Origin of the sequence: Streptacidiphilus carbonis (genome assembly GCF_000787775.1) — a bacterium.
Classification (GTDB): domain Bacteria; phylum Actinomycetota; class Actinomycetes; order Streptomycetales; family Streptomycetaceae; genus Streptacidiphilus; species Streptacidiphilus carbonis.
Genome location: NZ_BBPM01000035.1, coordinates 62893 through 80024, shown reverse-complemented (window position 1 = coordinate 80024; position 17132 = coordinate 62893). Strand labels below are relative to the sequence as shown.

Sequence of the window (17132 nt, the reverse complement as noted above, 5' to 3'; positions counted from 1 at the left end):
GCGCTGACCTGAGCCCGACGAACGGTCCGGCGCCTCCCCCGCGAGCAGGGACGGGGGAGGCGCCGGGCCGTTCCGGTCAGAGGCCTTGAGGGCGGGCCAGGCTGAGCAGGGCGAACACTCCGCCGACCACCGGGCGGGCCTGGAAGCCGTTCTGACGGTCGTTCACCGTGTCGTACCAGTCGGTGAAGGGGACGCGGGACGGCGAGGTGTGGACGAAGGCGTAGAGGGAGTCGACCAGGTACCGGCTGACCGGGTGGTCCCGCAGCCAGGCGGCGGTCCACATCTCCCAGTCGCCCTTGGTGTAGGAGTGGCGGACGTCCAGCGGGACGCCGTACTGGTTGACCTGGGTGAGGTACCAGGCCGCCTCCTGGGCGGCGACCGCCTCGGGGACCAGGCCCAGGCCCAGCAGCGCGTCCGGATAGCCGTTGTACTTCAGGCTCCAGGTGCCGGGCTGGTCGTAGGCGAGCTTGAGGTGGTCCCCGGAGGCGTCCTGGGCCAGTACGCCCCACTGGGAGATGTAGTCACGGGAGACCGAGCGGTAGTGGTCCGCGTCGGCCGTCCTCCCGGCCAGCTCGGCGATCCGGCCCATCGCGCCCACCGCGATGATCCCCTTCAGGGCGAGGTTGGCGCTGTGGCCGATGAATCCGGTGAAGTCGTCGGTCTGGTTCTGGAAGCCCGGGTCGAGGGTGTTGTCGACGAGGTAGTCGGCCCACTGCTTCAGGACCGGGTAGTGCGTGGTGGCGAAGGCGCGCGCCGTGGCGCCACCGGTCCGTGCGGCGTAGGCGGCGCTCATGATGAGCACGTTGGCCGACTCCTCGATCGGCATGTCCTCCTCGTTGCCGTCGTTGTGGCCGGAGGCGTTGGGGTAGCTGGAGCCCAGGTCGTGCTCGGCGAAGGCCTTGGGCCAGCCGCCGTGCTCGGCGTAGTCCAGCATGGGCGCCAGCAGCAGCCCGAGGTACCCGGGGTCGGCGTAGGCGAAGACCGGCATCGCCGGGTAGGTGACGTCGATCGTCGAGACATTGCCGTCGCTGGAGATCTCCTTGAGGAAGGCCCAGGGCTGACCGTCCCGGCTGACCAGCTCGATGCCGGCGTAGGCCTGCCGCAGCGCGAGGGCGCACAGGGCCGCGTACTCGGCGCCGCCGGCGGCCGTGGCCTGCTGCCGGATCCTGGCGTCCAGGGCGTCGCCGCGCTTGCGGGCGGCCGCGGCGTCGGCGTGGAACCAGGCCGCCATCTGCTGCCAACTGGACCAGGAGGACTTCCACAGCGGCGGCAGCTGGGCACCGAGGTAGCTGACGGCGGGCTCGCGGACGTGGCCCACCGAGAGCACCGCGGACTGTGGGGCCCCGCCCACGCCGCCCAGGTCGAAGTGGAAGGCGAAGACCGGCCAGTTGTCGTTGATGGGGCGCGGCTGGTCGCCGTCCGAGGAGTTGCCCAGCTTTCCGTCGCTCAGCGCGGCCGGGCGCACCGCGGTGTCGGCGCCGATCTGCCAGGTGAGTCCCGGACGGTCGGTGGCGTTCCAGACGATGGTGCCCCAGGTCGCCATGTCACCGTCCTCGGCCAGTACCTTCGGCGCGTCGGGGGTGAGGCTGAGCGCGGTCAGCGCGGCGCCTGAGCCGGAGACCTGCTCCTGCGACCAGCGGATCGGCGTGCCGGCGTTGGCATGGACCCACTCCCCGGAGATGTCGAAGTAGAGCCGGACCTGGTGGGTGCGCCCGTCGGTGCTGCGGACGTCGGCGGTGACGTAGGACAGCGGCACGGACTGGCGGCGCAGGTCCCCGGGCTCGACCGGGGAGCGGAAGGTGAGGGTCAGCTCCACCCCGGCGGCCTCGAAGAGGAACCGGGACGCGGTGGCGGTCGTGGTGAGCCTGCGCTGGGCCATGCCGCGCAGCACGTGGCCGGCGATGTTGGGAGCGCCCAGGAAGAGGAAGGGCACGCCGTCGATCTGGGCGATGCCGGTCATCGCGGTGGTGCGCCCGGTCCAGAAGGTGGGCCAGGTGCCGGCCGGGTTGTCGGCCGGGAGCCAGGTGCTGAGGTAGGGCGAACGCACGGCCAGCGGGACCGCAGGGGGCCGGATCGGGTCGAAGTCGGTGGTCAGGCTCGTGGCGAGGGTGTCGGCGCCGGCGACACCCGCCGTGCCCGCCGCTTCGGCCTGGTTCGCGGGCGCGGCGGCGTGGGCCGTGCCGGGCGGCAGCAGCGCCAGTCCCGCGGCTCCGATCCCGGCGGCGCCGGACCAGCGGATCAGCCCGCGGCGGGTGTACTGGGGGTCTGTCATGTGTGTTCCTCCAGGGGCTGCTCGGCAGAGCAGTGGTGGCAGGGGGAAATCTGGATGACAACGTTGGAAATACGCGACCGGAAGAATGACAGCACGGTGATCGCGTCGTGTCCACCCCCTCGACATCCACTCCCGCAACATCCGATGGAGCGTCAGAGTCTGTCCTGAGCTGGACCTTTACTGCCACTCACCCCCTCGACCGGCCACATCGCGGGCGACTGGACCCTTTACCGCCGCTGTCTGACACGTCGTCTGAATCGTTTGCGGCACAGACTCTTGACAGCTTGTCTGCTCATGGCCCACTGTCCTCTCCAACGTTGGAAATTGCGCACCCCTCACCCTCCCACCCTTCTTCCAAGGATGTGATCGGCGCATGAACGCCTCCCCCCGGGCCAGAGCCGTGAGCGCGGCACTCCTCTCCGGCGGCCTGCTCCTGGCCGTGACCGCGTGCACCAACTCCGGTACCAGTAGCGCGACTTCAACCTCAGCCGTACCCACTGCGGCCAACACCGCCGACGCCCAGCAGGTGGTCTCGCCGTCCGGCTCCCCCTCCGGCCCCGGCTGCACCTACCAGTCCTACGCCGGCGGCGTTCCTCAGCTGGACATCACCGACGGCAAGACCGTCGTCGGCTTCTCGCAGTCCGAGTCCACGAGCAATCCGTTCCGCGCCACCGAGACCAAGAGCATCGAGACCGAGGCCAAGCGGCTCGGCGTCAAACTGATCGAGCGCAACGCCAACGCCGATGTGAACGCCCAGAACTCGCAGATCGAGGACATGATCGCGCAGGGCGCCAAGGTCCTGGTCGTGGCCCCGGAGAACTCCGACGGCCTCGGGCCCGCACTGGCCCAGGCCAAGGCCAAGAAGATCCCGGTGCTCACCATCGACCGCACCGTCACCGGCACGGCCTGCTCCGACTTCATCGCCTTCATCGGCTCCGACTTCTACGGCCAGGCGCAGATCGCCGCCGACGACCTGGCGGGCGCCACCGGTGCGAAGGCGCATGTCGCGATCCTCCAGGGCACCCCCGGCAACAACGTGTCGGCCGACCGGACCAAGGGCTTCACCGACCAACTCACCGCCAAGTACCCGAACATGAGCGTGGTCGCCTCGCAGACCGGCAACTTCGACCAGACCGACGGCCAGAAGGTGATGGAGCAGCTGCTCCAGGCGCACTCCGACATCAACGCCGTCTACGCCGAGAACGACGCCATGGCGCTGGGTGCGATCCAGGCCATCAAGTCCGCCGGGAAGACCCCTGGCAAGGACATCAAGATCGTGTCCATCGACGGGATCCAGCAGGTCGTCCAGGACGTCGCCGCCGGACAGCTGGTCGCGGACATCGAGACCAACCCCCGCTTCGGCCCGCTGGCCTTCCAGTCGCTCAAGGACTTCTTCGGCAGCACCGGCGTGCAGCCCAAGGTCATCATCAAGGACGGCCACTTCACCGGCGCCAACGCCCAGCAGGCGCTCTCCCAGGGGCTCGTCTACTGATCCGGCCCGGTCGCGGGCACCCGGGGCCGCCGCAGCGGACACGGCCCCGGGGCCGGCGGCGGCCCCGTCCGAGGAGGTAAACGTTGGTCCAGCAGGCCCCGGTCCCCGTGCCCGACTCCGTCCTGGAGGTCGCCGGGGTCGACAAGAGCTTCGCGGGCGTGCACGCCCTGATCGGTGTGCACTTCACCCTGCGCCAGGGCGAGGTGCACGCCCTGATCGGCGAGAACGGCGCCGGCAAGTCCACCCTGATCAAGGTGATGACCGGGGTCTACCGCCCGGACGCCGGCCGGATCCGGTTCGCGGGCCGGGACCGGGAGTTCCGCAATCCGCTGGAGGCCCAGGCGGCCGGGATCTCGACCATCTACCAGGAGGTCAACCTGGTGCCGCTGATGTCGGTGGCCCGCAACCTCTACCTGGGCCGCGAACCGCGCCGCCTCGGCCTGGTCGACGTACGCCGGATGAACCGCGACGCGGCGGCGGAGCTGCGGCGCTTCGGCGTGGACACCGACGTCACCCGGCCGCTGCGGACGCTGGGGCTCGGCGCGCAGCAGATGGTGGCGCTGGCCCGCGCGGTGCAGGTGGACGCCCGAGTGGTGATCATGGACGAGCCGACCTCGTCCCTGGAGCCCCGCGAGGTGGACACCCTGTTCGAGGTGATCCGCCGGTTGAAGGACCACGGCATCGCCGTGGTCTACGTCAGCCACCGGCTGGACGAGCTCTACGCGGTCTGCGACCGGGTCACCGTCATGCGCGACGGCGCGGTCGTGCACACCGGGGAGATCGCCGGACTGGAGCGGCTGAAGCTGATCTCGCTGATGCTCGGCCGGGAGCCGGCCACCGTCCGGGAGGAGGGCGCCACCGCCTTCGACGCCGACCGCGACGCCGCGACCGAGGGCCGGCCCGCCCTCCGGGCGACGCAGCTGAACGTGCGTCACCGCCTGCACGGGGTCTCCCTGGACATCCGCCCCGGCGAGGTCGTCGGCCTGGGCGGGCTGCTGGGCGCGGGCCGCAGCGAGACCGCCAAGGCCATCATCGGCGCGCTGGCCGCCGACGGCGGATCGGTCGAGGTCGACGGTACTGTCCTGCGCCGCCGCAGCCCCGCCGCCGCGATGCGGGCCGGGGTGGTCATGCTGGCCGAGGACCGCAAGGCCGAGGGCATCATCCCCAGCCTGTCGGTGCGCGAGAACATCGCGCTGGCCGCGCTGCCGCGGCTGTCCCGGGCCGGCCTGGTCTCCCAGGCCAAGCAGGACGAACTGGTGCGGTTCTTCATGGACCGGCTGCGGATCAAGGCCTCCGGCCCGGACCAGCGGGTCGGCGACCTGTCCGGCGGCAACCAGCAGAAGGTGCTGCTGGCCCGCTGGCTATGCCTGCAGCCCAAGGTCCTGCTGCTGGACGAGCCCACCCGCGGGATCGACGTCGGCGCCAAGGCCGAGGTGCAGGCACTGATCAACGAGCTGGCCGGCGACGGACTCGGCGTGCTGCTGATCTCCTCCGAGCTGGAGGAGCTGATCGAGGGGTCGGACCGGGTGGTGGTCCTCAAGGACGGCCGGGTCGTCGGCGAGCTCGCAGGCGACCAGGTCAGCGAGGACGCACTGCTCGGAGCCCTGGCCCAGGACGGACAGGACAGGCAGGTCGGTCAGGTCGGGCAGGTCGGGCAGGACAGGCAGGTCGGGCAGGACAGGCAGGACCACGACAAGGAGCCGCAGTCATGACCACCCTCGCCTGGACCGGCGCGATCCGCGACCGCGACCGGCTGCTGAGACTGCTTCAGGAGTACGGCGTGTACGCGGCGCTGGCCGTCCTGTTCCTGGTCGCCGTCGCCCTCGACGGCAGCTTCGTGTCCTCCGGCAATGTCCGCATCCAGCTGTTCCAGGTCGCCCCCACCCTGCTGGTCGCCCTCGGCATGGCCCTGGTCATCGGCACCGAGGGCATCGACCTCTCCGTCGGCGCCGTGGTCGCGCTCGCCGCCGCGGTCGTCCCGCTCTACCTGGGCTACGGGCTCGCCCCGGCGCTGCTGCTGGCCCTGCTCCTGGGCGCCGCCACCGGGGCGGTGGGCGGGGCGATGGTCGCCTTCGCCCGGGTGCAGCCCATCGTGGCGACGCTGTCGCTGATGATCGGAGTGCGCGGGCTCGCCGAGATCGTCAACGGCAACTCCGCCAAGCCGGTCACCGACGCCGCGCTGCTGGGGCTGGGCTCCGACAGCTTCAGCGGCGTCCCGCTGATGGCCTGGATCGCCGCGCTGTGCGCGCTGGTCGTCGGCTTCGTGGTGCGCCGCACCACCTTCGGCCGACGCCTCGTCGCCATCGGCGACAACCGGCAGGCGAGCCGGCTGGCGGGCCTGCCGGTGCGGCGGGTGCTGCTGACCGTCTACGTGGTCTCCGGGGTGCTGGCCGCCCTCGCCGGAGTGATGATCGTCGGCCACGGCGCCGAGGCGGACCCGGCCAACCAGGGGCTGAACCTGGAGCTCAACGCGATCACCGCGGTGGTGGTCGGCGGCACCCCGCTGACCGGCGGCCGGGTCCGGGTGCTCGGCACCGTGGCCGGGGCGCTGTTCATGCAGCTGATCACCGCCGTGCTCACCCAGCACGACGTGCCCAACTCGTACACCCAGATCGTCGAGGCGGCCATCATCTGCTGCGCCGTGTACGCCTCGCAGGAGCGTGGTACCCGATGAGCCCCACCGTCCTCCCGTCCACCACGACGCCCGCCGGGACCGGCCCGGCGGCCCAGGGCGCCCGGCTGCCGCTGCGCGAACGGCTCGCCGGGCAGATCCAGCACCGCGGCGCGCTCGCGGTGCTGGTGCTGGTCGCCGCCATCGCCTCGGCCACCTCCGCGACCTTCCCCACCTGGTCCAACATCAGCAGCATCCTGGGGAACAACGCCTTCGTCTGGCTGCTCGCCCTCGGCATGACCTTTGTGATCATCACCGGCGGAATCGACCTCTCCGTGGGCTCGATGTACGCGCTCGGCGGGGTACTGGGCGCCTACGGCGCGCAGACCGGCGGGACCTGGCTCGCGATCCTGCTGCCGCTGGCGGTCGGCGCTGCCTGGGGAACCGTCCAGGGACTGCTGATCGCCCGGGCCGGCATGGCGCCCTTCATCGTCACCCTGGCCGGGCTGCTCGGCGCCCGCGGACTGCTGCAGGCGGTCACCCGTGAAGGGGCGACCACCTATCTGGTTCCGGCCGGGTCGTGGTTCCGCAACCTCGGCGCCGGGGTGTGGACGCCGGTGGTCCTGGTAGCGGTGCTGTTCGCGCTCGGAGGGCTGCTGCTGACCCGCACCCGTTTCGGCGCCGCCCTCACCGCGCTGGGCGGCAACGAGAACGCCGCCGTGCTGATGGGTCTGCCGGTCGCCCGCGCCAAGGTCCTGGTCTACCTGCTCTCCGGCACCCTGGCCGCCGCAGCAGGCGCTCTGGGCAGCGCACGCCTCGGATCGGGCGTCACCACCATCGGCGTCGGCTACGAGCTCACCGCCATCTCCGCCGTCGTCATCGGCGGCACGCTGCTCACCGGCGGCAGCGGCTCCATCGGCGGCACCGTCAGCGGGGTACTGCTGCTCGCGGTGATCCACAACCTGATCGACCACTACTTCTCCCAGTACGGGTCGGCCTTCACCGACACCGTCAACGGCGCGTTCCTGGCGCTGGTGGTGCTGCTGCAGACACTCCTCAGCAGAACCCAGCAGCTGTCCTGACCGCAGCGCCCGTTTCGAACACCAGGAAAGAGTGCCGTGGGCGTCAGCCTCAAGGACGTCGCGCTCCGCGCGGGCGTGTCCGTCAAGACCGTCTCCAATGTGGTCAACGCCTATCCCCATGTGACGCCGGAGACGCGGGCCCGGGTCCAGCGCGCCATCGACGAACTGGGCTACCGGCCCAATCTGACGGCGCGCCACCTGCGCAAGGGCCGTACCGGCATCATCGCGCTGGCCGTCCCCGAACTCGGCAACCCGTACTTCGCCGAGGTCGCCGGAGCCGTCATCGACGCGGCCGCGCTGCATGAGCAGATCGTGCTGCTCGACCACACCGCAGGGCTGCGTGAGAAGGAGGCCCTGGTCTCCCAGGGCTTCCGCGCGCACCTCATCGACGGACTCATCCTCAGCCCGATCCAGCTGGAGGCCGAGGACCTGCTCGCGCGGACCGGGGGACCGCCGATGGTGCTGCTCGGCGAGCGGGAGTACGACGCGCCGTACGACCACATCGCCATCGACAATGTCGCCGCCGCCCGGGCCGCCGTTCGGCACCTGCTGGACCTGGGCCGCCGTCACATCGCCTTCCTGGGCGCCCGGCAGGAGAGCGCGCGGCAGCCGGCCCATCTGCGGCTGCGCGGCTGGCGGCAGGAGATCACCGCGTCCGGCGGAGTCGCCCGGGACGCGCTGGTCGCCGCCACCGAGGGCTACGACCGCCGCGACGGCGCGGTCGCGATGGCCGCCCTGCTGGACCGCGGCGAGCGGCTCGACGCCGTCTTCGCCTACAACGACGTGGTGGCCCTCGGGGCGATGCGCGCCCTGTCGGAACGCGGGCTGCGGGTGCCGCAGGACGTGGCCGTGGTGGGATTCGACGACGTCGAGGAAGGCCGCTACGCAGCGGTGTCCCTGACCACGGTCGCCCCGGACAAGCATGAGATCGCCCGACTCGCGGTGGACTGCCTCCTGGAACGCATCGCCGCGGGCAGCCGGCAGGCGGCACCCCCGCCACGGCGGATCCGTCCCGGTCACAGGCTCGTCGTGCGGGAGTCCACGGCGGGGGCCGGGCGGAGGTTCTGACGGCCTTTCGGTGCCGCATGTGCCTGGTTGGTCGCGCAGTTCCCCGCGCCCCTGGAGGGGGTGCAACTCACTCACCGTGGTTCAGTTGCAGCCCCGTCAGGGGCGCGGGGAACTGCGCGACCAACCACCTACGGTCCGCGGATGAGGACGATCCCTCAGCGGCGGCGGCTGCTCTCCCGGACCACCAACCGGTAACCAGGGGTCAGGAACTGACTGGGCGCCGCGTCCCCGTGGACGATCCGCTGCAGCAGCAGGCTGACCGCCAGTTCCGCGATCTTGGTCTTGTCCGGGGCGATGGTCGTCAGCGAGGGGATCGCGTACTCGGCCTCCTCCACGTCGTCGAAGCCGACCAGCGCGATGTCCTCCGGAGTCCGCAGCCCCGCCTCGTGCACCGCGCGCATCGCACCCAGCGCCAGCAGGTCGTTGAAGCAGAAGACGGCGTCGGGCCGTTCCGGCAGCTTCAGCAGCCGCCGCATCGCCGCGGCCCCGTCCGGCCGGAAGTAGGAGCGCACCGGCGGGTGGAGCGCGGGGTCCAGCTGCAGCCCGGCGCTCTGCAGTGCCTCGGCGTAGCCCTGCAGCCGCTGCTGCGCGGTGGCCCGGGGCGAGGGGTCCTGCCAGCCGATGGCGCCGATCCGGCGGTACCCCTGGTCCACCAGGTGCCGGGTGGCGTCCCGGGCCGCCGACACATTGTCGATGTGCACCCGGTCCGCGACCGGGCCCAGGTCGGCCTCGCCGAGCAGCACCAGCGGGATCGGGCGCTCCCGGTCCACCAGCTCGGCCTGGTCCAGCCCCAGCGGGCTCAGGATCACCCCGTCGATCATCGGATCGCCGAGCCCCGAGGCGATCCGCAGCTCCGCCCCCGGGTCTCCCCCGGTGTCGTCCATCAGCACCGTGCAGCCGTGCCGGCGGGCCGCCGCGATCACCTCGACCGCGAGTTCGGCGAAGTACGGCGAAGGCAGTTCGGGGAAGGCCAGGGCGATCACCCCGCTGCGTCCCGTGCGCAGCCGACGGGCCGTCATGTTCGGCTGGTAGCCCAACTCGTCGATCGCCAGCTGGACCCGGGCCCGGGTCTCCTCGGCCACCTGGACGGATCCGTTGACGACATTGGAGACCGTCTTCACCGAGACCCCGGCGGCCTCCGCGACGTCCTTGAGCCGCGCCACCGCCGAGCCGCCGCTCCTTGCCGCCACGGACCCACCCCGTCCACCTCCGGCGGGGGCCCCACGAGCCCTCCATGACGCCGTTTCAACGTGAGAATAGCGGCTGTTCCGCAACTCGGTACAACCCGCTCCGACCGACCCCGTTCAAGGGATCAGCACGACCTTGCCGCGCACCGTGTGCGACTCGGCCAGCTTCATCGCCGCGGCGATCTCGGTGAGCGGGAAGCGGGCGCCGACCTCGGCGGTGAGCACGCCGTCGGCGAGCAGACCGAGGACCGTGCCCAGGTCCTGGTGCAGGACGGCGCGGAAGTGGGCCGGGCGCAGGTGCTTGCCGCTCCACACGTCGTAGAAGCTCGCGCTGCGGCCCCGGTTGGACAGCGCGGACCACAGTGCGAGCCGGGCCAGCAGCGCGATGAACTGCGGCACCAGCGCTTCGGTTCCGCTCGCTGCCGAGGCGATGGCGTAGCTGACCAGCGTGCCCTTGGGGGCCAGCAGCTTCCAGGAGGCCTTCAGGGTGGCGCCGCCGATGTTGTCGAAGACGGCGTCGACCCCGCCCGGGGCGAGTTCCCGCACCCGGGCGACCAGGGCGTCCAGGTCCGCGTAGTCGACCGGCTCGACGCCCAGGGCCCGCAGCGCGTCGTGGTGCCGCGGCGAGGCGGCGCCGATCACCCGCACCCCGGCGTGCCGGGCGAGTTGGACCAGGACAGTGCCGACGCCGCCGTTGGCCCCGTGCACCAGGACGGTCTGGCCGCGCCGGACCTTGGCCTTGCGGTGCAGCAGGCCCCAGGCCGTCAGGCCGTTGACGACCACCGTCTCGGCCTCGACCGCGCCCAGCCCTTCGGGGACCGGGACCAGGGTGTCGGCCGACAGCACCGCGTGGCTGGCCCAGCCGCCGGTCTTGGTCAACGCCGCGACCCGGGTCCCGACGAGCGAATGTTCGACTCCGGGGCCGACCGCGGTGACCTCACCGATCAGGTCGTAGCCGGGCACGAAGGGGAACGCGGGCTGGCCGGGGTAGCGGCCACGGCGCATCTGCTGCTCGGCGAAGGAGATGCCGCTGGCCTCGACCCGGACCAGCGCCTGCCCCGCCCCGGCGACCGGCAGCGGACGGCTGCTGACGACCAGCCCGTCCGGCTCGACCAGTCCCGGCAGGACGACCTCGGTGGCGGTGGCGGTGGCGGTGCCGGCTTCCTGGTGGCCGCTGTTCATGATCCACGTCCCTTGCTCTCGTTGGTTACCTACAGCTGCAAAGTTAATACCCATCACAGTATGGATGCACTGCTACTCTGTCAATGCAGTCTCAAAGTGAATGGGTGATGCAGATGGCGGCAGGCACGGTCCGGCCGAGCCGGCGCGAGCAGCGGCGCGAGCAGACGCTGCAGGAGATCAAGGCACTGGCGATGGAGCAGATCGCCGTCGGCGGTCCGGAGGCGGTCTCGCTCAACGGCATCGCCCGCACCATGGCGATGTCACCCGCCGCGATCTACCGCTACTTCGACGGCCGCGACGCACTGCTGGCCGACCTGGTCGTCGAGTTCTACGACTCGCTCGCGGACACGGTCGAGGCCGCCGTCGAACGCAGCGGCGCCGGGCCGGCGCAGCAGCTCACCGCCCTGGCGCAGGCCTTTCGCGGCTGGGCCCTGGAGCACCCCAACCCCTACCGGCTGATCTTCCAGACCACCAGCGGCTCGGGCCAGGACCTCGCCCCCGAGCGCACCGTCCCGGCGGCGTCCCGGACCATGGCCGCCGTGTTCGGCGCCCTGCTGCCGTTGGCCGGGCCGGACGCGGGCTCGGGTTCGGGGTTGGATTCGGATCCGGACGGCGAGGCCTCTGAGCCCGACGAATCCGCGCTGGGCGAGCAGCTCCGTGCCTGGGCGGCCCGCACCTCCATGCCCGACCTGCCGGTGCCGGTGCTAGCGCTGGGGCTGTTCTGCTGGACCAGGCTGCACGGCGTGATCAGCCTGGAACTGGGCCACCACCTTGCCTCCACCGGCATCGACCCTGCCCTGCTCTTCGAAGCCGAGGTGCGCACCCTGATCGAGCAGGCCCAGGTCGCACGGCAGCGGCCTTCTGCTGTCTGACGGTCTGGCGGCCTGACGTCCTTCAGGCCGTTGTCCGGCCCCGGGTTCACCGGGCCGTTCGCACCGAGGCGCCGCCGCTGCCCGCCTGCCAGGCCCGACCGGCCCGATATTTCCTGGCCTCCGCATGCAACTGGGGTGCCCCGCCAGACGTGAACACTGCGGCAGGGCCAGGGAGCACGCTGCCGAAGGACAAGTGGGAGGGGAGGCGCGGTGAGCGACGAGCCCAGTGTCGATTTCGACGGGTTCTACGCCGCGACGTACCGGCGGACGGTGGGCCAGGTGTACGCCATGACGGGCAGCATGAACGAGGCCGAGGACTGCGTCCAGGAGGCCTATGCGCGGGCCTGGCAGCGCTGGTCCAGGGTCAGCAGGCTGGGCGCGCCCGAGGTCTGGGTGCGCACCGTCGCCTACCGGCTCAGCGTCTCGTCCTGGCGCAAGGCCGTGAACCGGCTCTCGGCGCACCGCCGGGACCGCACTCCTGCCATGGTGCAGGGCCTGAACCCGGATCACCTCGCCCTGGTGGCGGCGCTGCGGAAGATCTCAGCCGACCAGCGCGAGTCGATCGTGCTGCACCACCTGGTCGGCCTGTCGGTGGACGAGATAGCCGCCCAGTGCGGCGTGCCGGCCGGAACGGTCAAGGCCCGGCTCTCCCGCGGCCGCAAGGCCCTCGCCCCCCACCTGTCGGAGCACACCGACATCGCGGCGCCCCGCACCAGCGACCGGGGCGCCGGTCCACGGCCCGTCACCGGGAAGGAGATCTAGCCGTGCCTGAGGACCTCGACACCCAGCTGTCGACCATCGCCGCCTCGGCCGCAGCAGCCGCGCGGCCGCACGGCCCCGAAGCCGCCCGCCGGCGCGGAGCACAGCGCACGGTGCACCGGCGGATCGCCGTCTCCGCCCTGTCAGCGGCGATCCTCGCCGGAGGCGTCGGCGCCGCGCTGGCATGGGGTCAGCCCGGCGGGGACTCGGACGCAGTGGTGCCCGTCGTCAGCCCGAGCGTTTCCGCCAGCACCGGCGGTCCGAGCCCGAGTGCGGGCCCCAGCAGGAGTCCGAGCTCGCCACCGGCCCCGACGTCGAGCGGCACCGGCAACGCACCCCCCGCCCTGTCCCTCCAACTGCCCACGGCCCTGGCCAAGGGCACCGCCAACCTGGTCGGCTTCACCGCCACCAACTCCGGCGCGGCCCGCACCGAGACGGTCACGGTGAACCTGGGCACCCCGACCGGTGGAGCGCCCATGTCGACCACGCCCTCGGAGCGCGGCATCGTGCAGCGCCAGGACGGTCCCGGCGGCGCGTGGGTCGCGGTCCCGGTCAGCTACACCGCGGCGGCTTCTGGAATGGGCGCCGACACCGCGACGTACCGGCTGTCCCTCCCGGCGGGGACGAGCGTGCAGGAGCACCTCCGGGTGACACCGGTCGGCGTCGAGTCCGTCAGCTTCCGGGTCAGCCTGGTCGACGGCGCCACGGCGCCGGTCTCGCAGGCACGGACCCTCCCGCTGGCCGCACCGACGATAACCGCGACCGGACCGAGCTCGGTGAAACACGGCACCACCTCGGCCGAGTCCGACTTCACCCTGACCAACGGCACCACGGCCGACTACAGCGCGGTGGGTCTCTACTTCGATGCCTACGGGTCCACCGCCTACTGCAGCTACACCCCGTTCACCACCGCCCAGTGGTGGAACGGCGCGTCCTGGCAGAACATCTCGCTCGCCCAGCAGTGGCCGCGGTTCGACACGGTCCCGCTCGCGGCCGGCCAGAGCGTGACCCTGCGCTTCCGGTTGATCGTCCCGCCCACCCACGACGCCTGCCTCACCGCCCCGCGCGGCCAGTTGTCGATAACGGCCACGAACGGCACCGACGGGCCGGGCGGCGGCTCAACCACCGTCAGCACTGTCCCGAGCTTCAGCGTGCGGGGCGACACTCCGTTCTTCTCCATCTCCTGACAGAGCCACAGCGGTGTCCCGGACCCACGGGGTTGGTCCGGGACACCGCTGTTCAGGGCACAGATATGGGGCGCAGTCCGGCGATGCCCTGGTCCAGAGCCGCGCGGAGGTGGTCGGAGCGGCCGGTGGAGAGCAGGATCGTCACCCCGCCCTGGATCCCGGCGAGCAGGGCTGCCGCCGCGCGGTCGACGTCGAGGCCGGCGGGCACGTGTCCTGCTTCCTGCATGGCTCTGATGCCGGTGGCCAGGTGCTCCTGCCACTGGCGCAGCAGCTCGACCACGATCGCCCGCGCGCCGGGGGTGTCCCGGCCGATCTGCAGGAACATCGAGCCCAGCGGGCAGTGGTCCCCCTGCTCCTCGTAGCGTTCGACGACGGCGTCGCGCCAGCGGGACCAGGCGTCCCAGGAGTCCAGGCAGCCCAGATGCGGCTGCTGGTCGGCGAGCACCTGGTCGGCCTCCAACTGGGCCACGGCGAGTAGCAGTTGGTCCTTGCCCTCGGGGAAGTAGTGGAACAGCTGGCTCTTGCTCGTTCCGGTGCGGGACAGCACGTCGTCCAGGGTTGCCGAGGCCACGCCCCGGTCGCGCAGCACCTCCGCGGCGCCGTGGACGATCCGGTCCCGGGTGGCCCGCCCCTTGGCCGTGAGTGCTCCGCCCATCGCGCTCCTCCTGCTTCTGGACTGCAGAGTCCACCCTAATCGGATTGGACTTGCTGGTCCATTTTTCGCGGAGCACTATCGGCATCGTCGACCGTCAACCCCGGCACACATGGGAGCAGCATCGTCATGAGCAACCGCCTGAACCACAAGACCGCCCTGGTCACCGGTGCCACCAGCAACATCGGCCGCGCGATCGCGGTCGCGCTGGCCGCCGAGGGAGCACATGTCGCGGTGGCCGGTCGCAGCCGCGAGCGCGGGGAGGAGGTCGTCGCCGGGATCCGCGCCGCGGGCGGAAAGGCGGACTTCCTGGCCGCCGATCTCGACGGCAGCGCGGACGCGTCCCGCACGCTGGCCGCGGAGGCCGTCCGGGCTCTGGGCGGTCGCGTGGACATCCTGGTCAACAACGCCGGCATCTATCCGAGCCACTCCACCGCCGACATCGACGAGGCCACCTTCGACCGGATCCACGCCGTCAACGTCAAGGCGCCGTTCTTCCTCACCGCGGCCCTGGCGCCGGTGATGATCGAGGCAGGCGGCGGCACGGTGATCAACCTCGGCTCCTGGATCGCCCGGCTCGCCGTCGCCAGCAGCCCCGTCTACAGCTCGTCCAAGGCCGCGATGGAGGCCCTCACCCGCAGTTGGGCGGCCGAGTTCGGCCCGCAGGGCATCCGGGTGAACGCCGTCTCCCCCGGCGTGGTCCACTCCCCGACCCCGCCCGGAGCCGACGTCCACCCCGGCGACGTCCTGATGCACGGCACCCCGGCCGGCGCCCACGGCCTCCCGGAGGCCATCGCCCAGGCGGCGGTCTACCTCGCCTCCGACGAGGCCGGCTTCGTCCACGGCACCGTCCTGGACGTGGACGGCGGACGCACCGCAGTCGCGGTCATCGCCCGCTGAGCTGCGGCGTTGGCCGTCCAGTCGTAGCGTGGACAGGCGTCGATCGCAGCGGATGACCGGGACGGTCGGCGTGCTTGCACACACGCCGCTGCTCCGAAGGCGCTGATCACCGTGGCCCTGGGTCCTGCACTCGTCGAACTGCCGTTGATCCGGCCGATGCTCGCCACGCCGGGCACCCGGCTTCCCGCCGAGCCGGACCAGTGGGCGGTGGAGGTCAAATGGGACGGGGTCCGGATCGCCGCCTACCTGGACGGCGCCGCCGGGCTGCGGCTGCTGACCCGCAATGCCCACTCGGCCACCGAGCGGTTTCCCGAGGCCGCCGAACTGCTGGACCTCCTTCCCGGGACCGACGCGGTGTTCGACTGCGAGATCATCGCCACCGGCCCGGACGGCCGGCCCTCCTTCGGCCGACTCCAGGAGCGGATGTCGCTGCGCCGCCCTGCGGCGATCCGGGTCGGGGCGCGGACCTTCCCGGTCACAGTGATCCTCTTCGACTTGCTCTGGCTGAACGGCCACCCGCTGACCAGCACGGACTACCGCGGCCGGCGCAAGCTCCTGGAGTCCCTCCCCCTGGACGGGCACTGCATCGCCGTCCCCCCGGCCTGGCCCGGGAGCGAAGCCGACGCGGCGCTGGAGTGGACGGCGCAGAAGGGCCTGGAGGGCGTGATCGCCAAGCGTCTGGACTCCTCCTACCAGCCCGGCGTGCGGTCCCGGGACTGGATCAAGTTCAAGCACACCAAGTCCCTGGACGTCATCGTCGGCGGGTGGATCCCGGCCGGCACCACCGTCCGGGCGCTGCTGCTCGGCGTCCGCGACGGGGCCGACCTGCGCTATGTCGGCCGGGTCGGGGCCGGCTTCTCCGACGCCGAACGCAAGGCCCTGGCCGGACTGCTGAGCCACCTCGGCACCGACCGCTCCCCCTTCACCGCCGGCCCCGCCCTCCCCCGCTCCGAACCGCTCCGGTTCGTCCGCCCCGACGTCACCGCCGAAGTCGACTACCTCGACGTCACCGATTCCGGCGTGCTGCACCACCCGGTCTGGCGCGGCCTGCGCGGTGCGCACGCCGACTGACAGGTCCGTCAGCGGCTCGCTGACGTCGTGGCCGAACCCGGTCGGCCCGTGGGTGACCCGAGGCGGCGTCGTCGGCTCCACCTTCCGCCCGACCAGGCCCCTCCTGGACCATCGCGCGCAGGCTCGCCCGCAACATCGGCGCCTTCCGCGTCGATTCCGGGGGCCCCGCACCACCCGGCCTGACCCGGGCTCTGCGGCGCCCATGTCGACCGAACGGGGGTAGCGGAACCCGAGACCCCCGTTCGGCGGAGGTTTGCTGGCAGTTTCCTGGCAAGAGTCTGGGAAGAGCCGTTGCGGGGTGCAACCCGCGCAGAACGGCCGACGTCCATTACGACGAACACATGATCGGTATACGTGCCACCCCCTTACCAGGAGGAAGTCATGAACACTGGCAAGAAGCTCGTCGTGCGCCGGGCCGGATCTGCCGCGGCCGTCGCCGCCCTCGCCGTCGGCGGCATCGCCGTCGGCGCGGGGTCCGCGTGGGCCAAGTCGAGCATCGCCGTCGGGGTCAGCAGCCACCATGTCGCGGTCGGCCACACGGTGCGGGTCACCGCCTCGGGCAGCAGCGACGACTTCGGCGCCACGCCGATACAGCTGTGCATCGACGAGCGGGTCGGCACCGGAGCGTGGAAGCAGCTCGCCTGCACCAACAAGTACAGCCTCGGGCTGAACGTCCGTGCGCCGCACCGGGGCGAGATCCAGTTCCGCTCACAGCTCGTGGCCGTCTTCAACGCCCACCACCGGGTCGTGGACCGCACCTCCGGCACGGACGCGGTCTGGGCACGCTGACCAGCGCG

General features: G+C 71.8%; 15 protein-coding genes. 11 read left to right on the top strand and 4 right to left on the bottom strand.

Features of this window, described 5'->3' with window-relative positions:
- Nucleotides 1-76: 76 nt before the first annotated feature.
- Nucleotides 77-2272, bottom strand: a complete 2196-nt coding sequence (locus TR46_RS24890; protein WP_042405120.1) for a glutaminase family protein — start codon at nucleotides 2270-2272, stop codon at nucleotides 77-79.
- A gap of 373 nt (nucleotides 2273-2645) precedes the next feature.
- Here TR46_RS24890 and TR46_RS24885 point away from each other — a divergent pair, with 373 nt between their 5' ends.
- The 5 genes from TR46_RS24885 (at nucleotide 2646) to TR46_RS24865 (ending at nucleotide 8525) form a co-directional block, all read left to right on the top strand.
- Complete coding sequence (locus TR46_RS24885; protein WP_042405118.1) at nucleotides 2646-3764, top strand: ABC transporter substrate-binding protein; 1119 nt, start codon at nucleotides 2646-2648, stop codon at nucleotides 3762-3764.
- An 83-nt stretch (nucleotides 3765-3847) separates the two neighbouring features.
- Nucleotides 3848-5476, top strand: coding sequence for a sugar ABC transporter ATP-binding protein (locus TR46_RS24880; protein ID WP_084718896.1), 1629 nt, complete (start codon nucleotides 3848-3850; stop codon nucleotides 5474-5476).
- Nucleotides 5473-6438, top strand: a complete 966-nt coding sequence (locus tag TR46_RS24875; RefSeq protein WP_042405116.1) for an ABC transporter permease — start codon at nucleotides 5473-5475, stop codon at nucleotides 6436-6438. Before TR46_RS24880 ends, TR46_RS24875 begins: the two co-directional genes overlap by 4 nt.
- Complete coding sequence (locus TR46_RS24870) at nucleotides 6435-7457, top strand: ABC transporter permease (protein WP_042405113.1); 1023 nt, start codon at nucleotides 6435-6437, stop codon at nucleotides 7455-7457. The genes TR46_RS24875 and TR46_RS24870 overlap by 4 nt, the downstream gene beginning before the upstream one ends.
- Before the next feature lie 36 nt (nucleotides 7458-7493).
- Nucleotides 7494-8525: a LacI family DNA-binding transcriptional regulator gene (locus tag TR46_RS24865; RefSeq protein ID WP_042405111.1), complete on the top strand. Its 1032-nt coding sequence runs from the start codon at nucleotides 7494-7496 to the stop codon at nucleotides 8523-8525.
- Between the two features lie 155 nt (nucleotides 8526-8680).
- On the opposite strand, the gene TR46_RS24860 is transcribed toward TR46_RS24865, so the two are convergent.
- Both TR46_RS24860 and TR46_RS24855 read right to left on the bottom strand, forming a co-directional pair.
- The gene (locus tag TR46_RS24860) at nucleotides 8681-9715 is read right to left on the bottom strand and encodes a LacI family DNA-binding transcriptional regulator (protein ID WP_042405109.1); all 1035 of its coding nucleotides are present in this window, start codon (nucleotides 9713-9715) and stop codon (nucleotides 8681-8683) included.
- A gap of 114 nt (nucleotides 9716-9829) precedes the next feature.
- Nucleotides 9830-10894, bottom strand: coding sequence for a medium chain dehydrogenase/reductase family protein (locus TR46_RS24855; RefSeq protein ID WP_042405107.1), 1065 nt, complete (start codon nucleotides 10892-10894; stop codon nucleotides 9830-9832).
- An 83-nt stretch (nucleotides 10895-10977) separates the two neighbouring features.
- Here TR46_RS24855 and TR46_RS24850 point away from each other — a divergent pair, with 83 nt between their 5' ends.
- From TR46_RS24850 to TR46_RS41350, 3 genes are all read left to right on the top strand, one after another.
- A complete protein-coding gene (locus TR46_RS24850; RefSeq protein WP_236655485.1) occupies nucleotides 10978-11766 on the top strand; it encodes a TetR/AcrR family transcriptional regulator in 789 nt (262 codons plus the stop codon).
- A gap of 210 nt (nucleotides 11767-11976) precedes the next feature.
- Nucleotides 11977-12528, top strand: a complete 552-nt coding sequence (locus TR46_RS24845) for a SigE family RNA polymerase sigma factor (protein ID WP_042405106.1) — start codon at nucleotides 11977-11979, stop codon at nucleotides 12526-12528.
- Nucleotides 12529-12530: 2 nt separating this feature from the next.
- Nucleotides 12531-13712, top strand: coding sequence for a hypothetical protein (locus TR46_RS41350; protein WP_042405104.1), 1182 nt, complete (start codon nucleotides 12531-12533; stop codon nucleotides 13710-13712).
- Between the two features lie 52 nt (nucleotides 13713-13764).
- Here TR46_RS41350 and TR46_RS24835 read toward each other — a convergent pair whose 3' ends face one another.
- On the bottom strand, nucleotides 13765-14367 hold the full coding sequence (locus tag TR46_RS24835) for a TetR/AcrR family transcriptional regulator (RefSeq protein ID WP_042405103.1): 603 nt from the start codon (nucleotides 14365-14367) through the stop codon (nucleotides 13765-13767).
- Between the two features lie 126 nt (nucleotides 14368-14493).
- On the opposite strand from TR46_RS24835, the gene TR46_RS24830 reads away from it, so the two are divergent.
- The 3 genes from TR46_RS24830 to TR46_RS24820 all read left to right on the top strand — a co-directional run bounded on the left by TR46_RS24830 (nucleotide 14494) and on the right by TR46_RS24820 (nucleotide 17124).
- Nucleotides 14494-15264, top strand: coding sequence for an SDR family NAD(P)-dependent oxidoreductase (locus TR46_RS24830; RefSeq protein ID WP_042405102.1), 771 nt, complete (start codon nucleotides 14494-14496; stop codon nucleotides 15262-15264).
- A gap of 111 nt (nucleotides 15265-15375) precedes the next feature.
- Nucleotides 15376-16335 (top strand): ATP-dependent DNA ligase, encoded by a 960-nt coding sequence (locus TR46_RS24825; protein WP_084718894.1) that lies wholly within the window; start codon nucleotides 15376-15378, stop codon nucleotides 16333-16335.
- A gap of 381 nt (nucleotides 16336-16716) precedes the next feature.
- The gene (locus TR46_RS24820) at nucleotides 16717-17124 is read left to right on the top strand and encodes a hypothetical protein (RefSeq protein ID WP_042405101.1); all 408 of its coding nucleotides are present in this window, start codon (nucleotides 16717-16719) and stop codon (nucleotides 17122-17124) included.
- The last annotated feature ends 8 nt before the right edge of the window (nucleotides 17125-17132 follow it).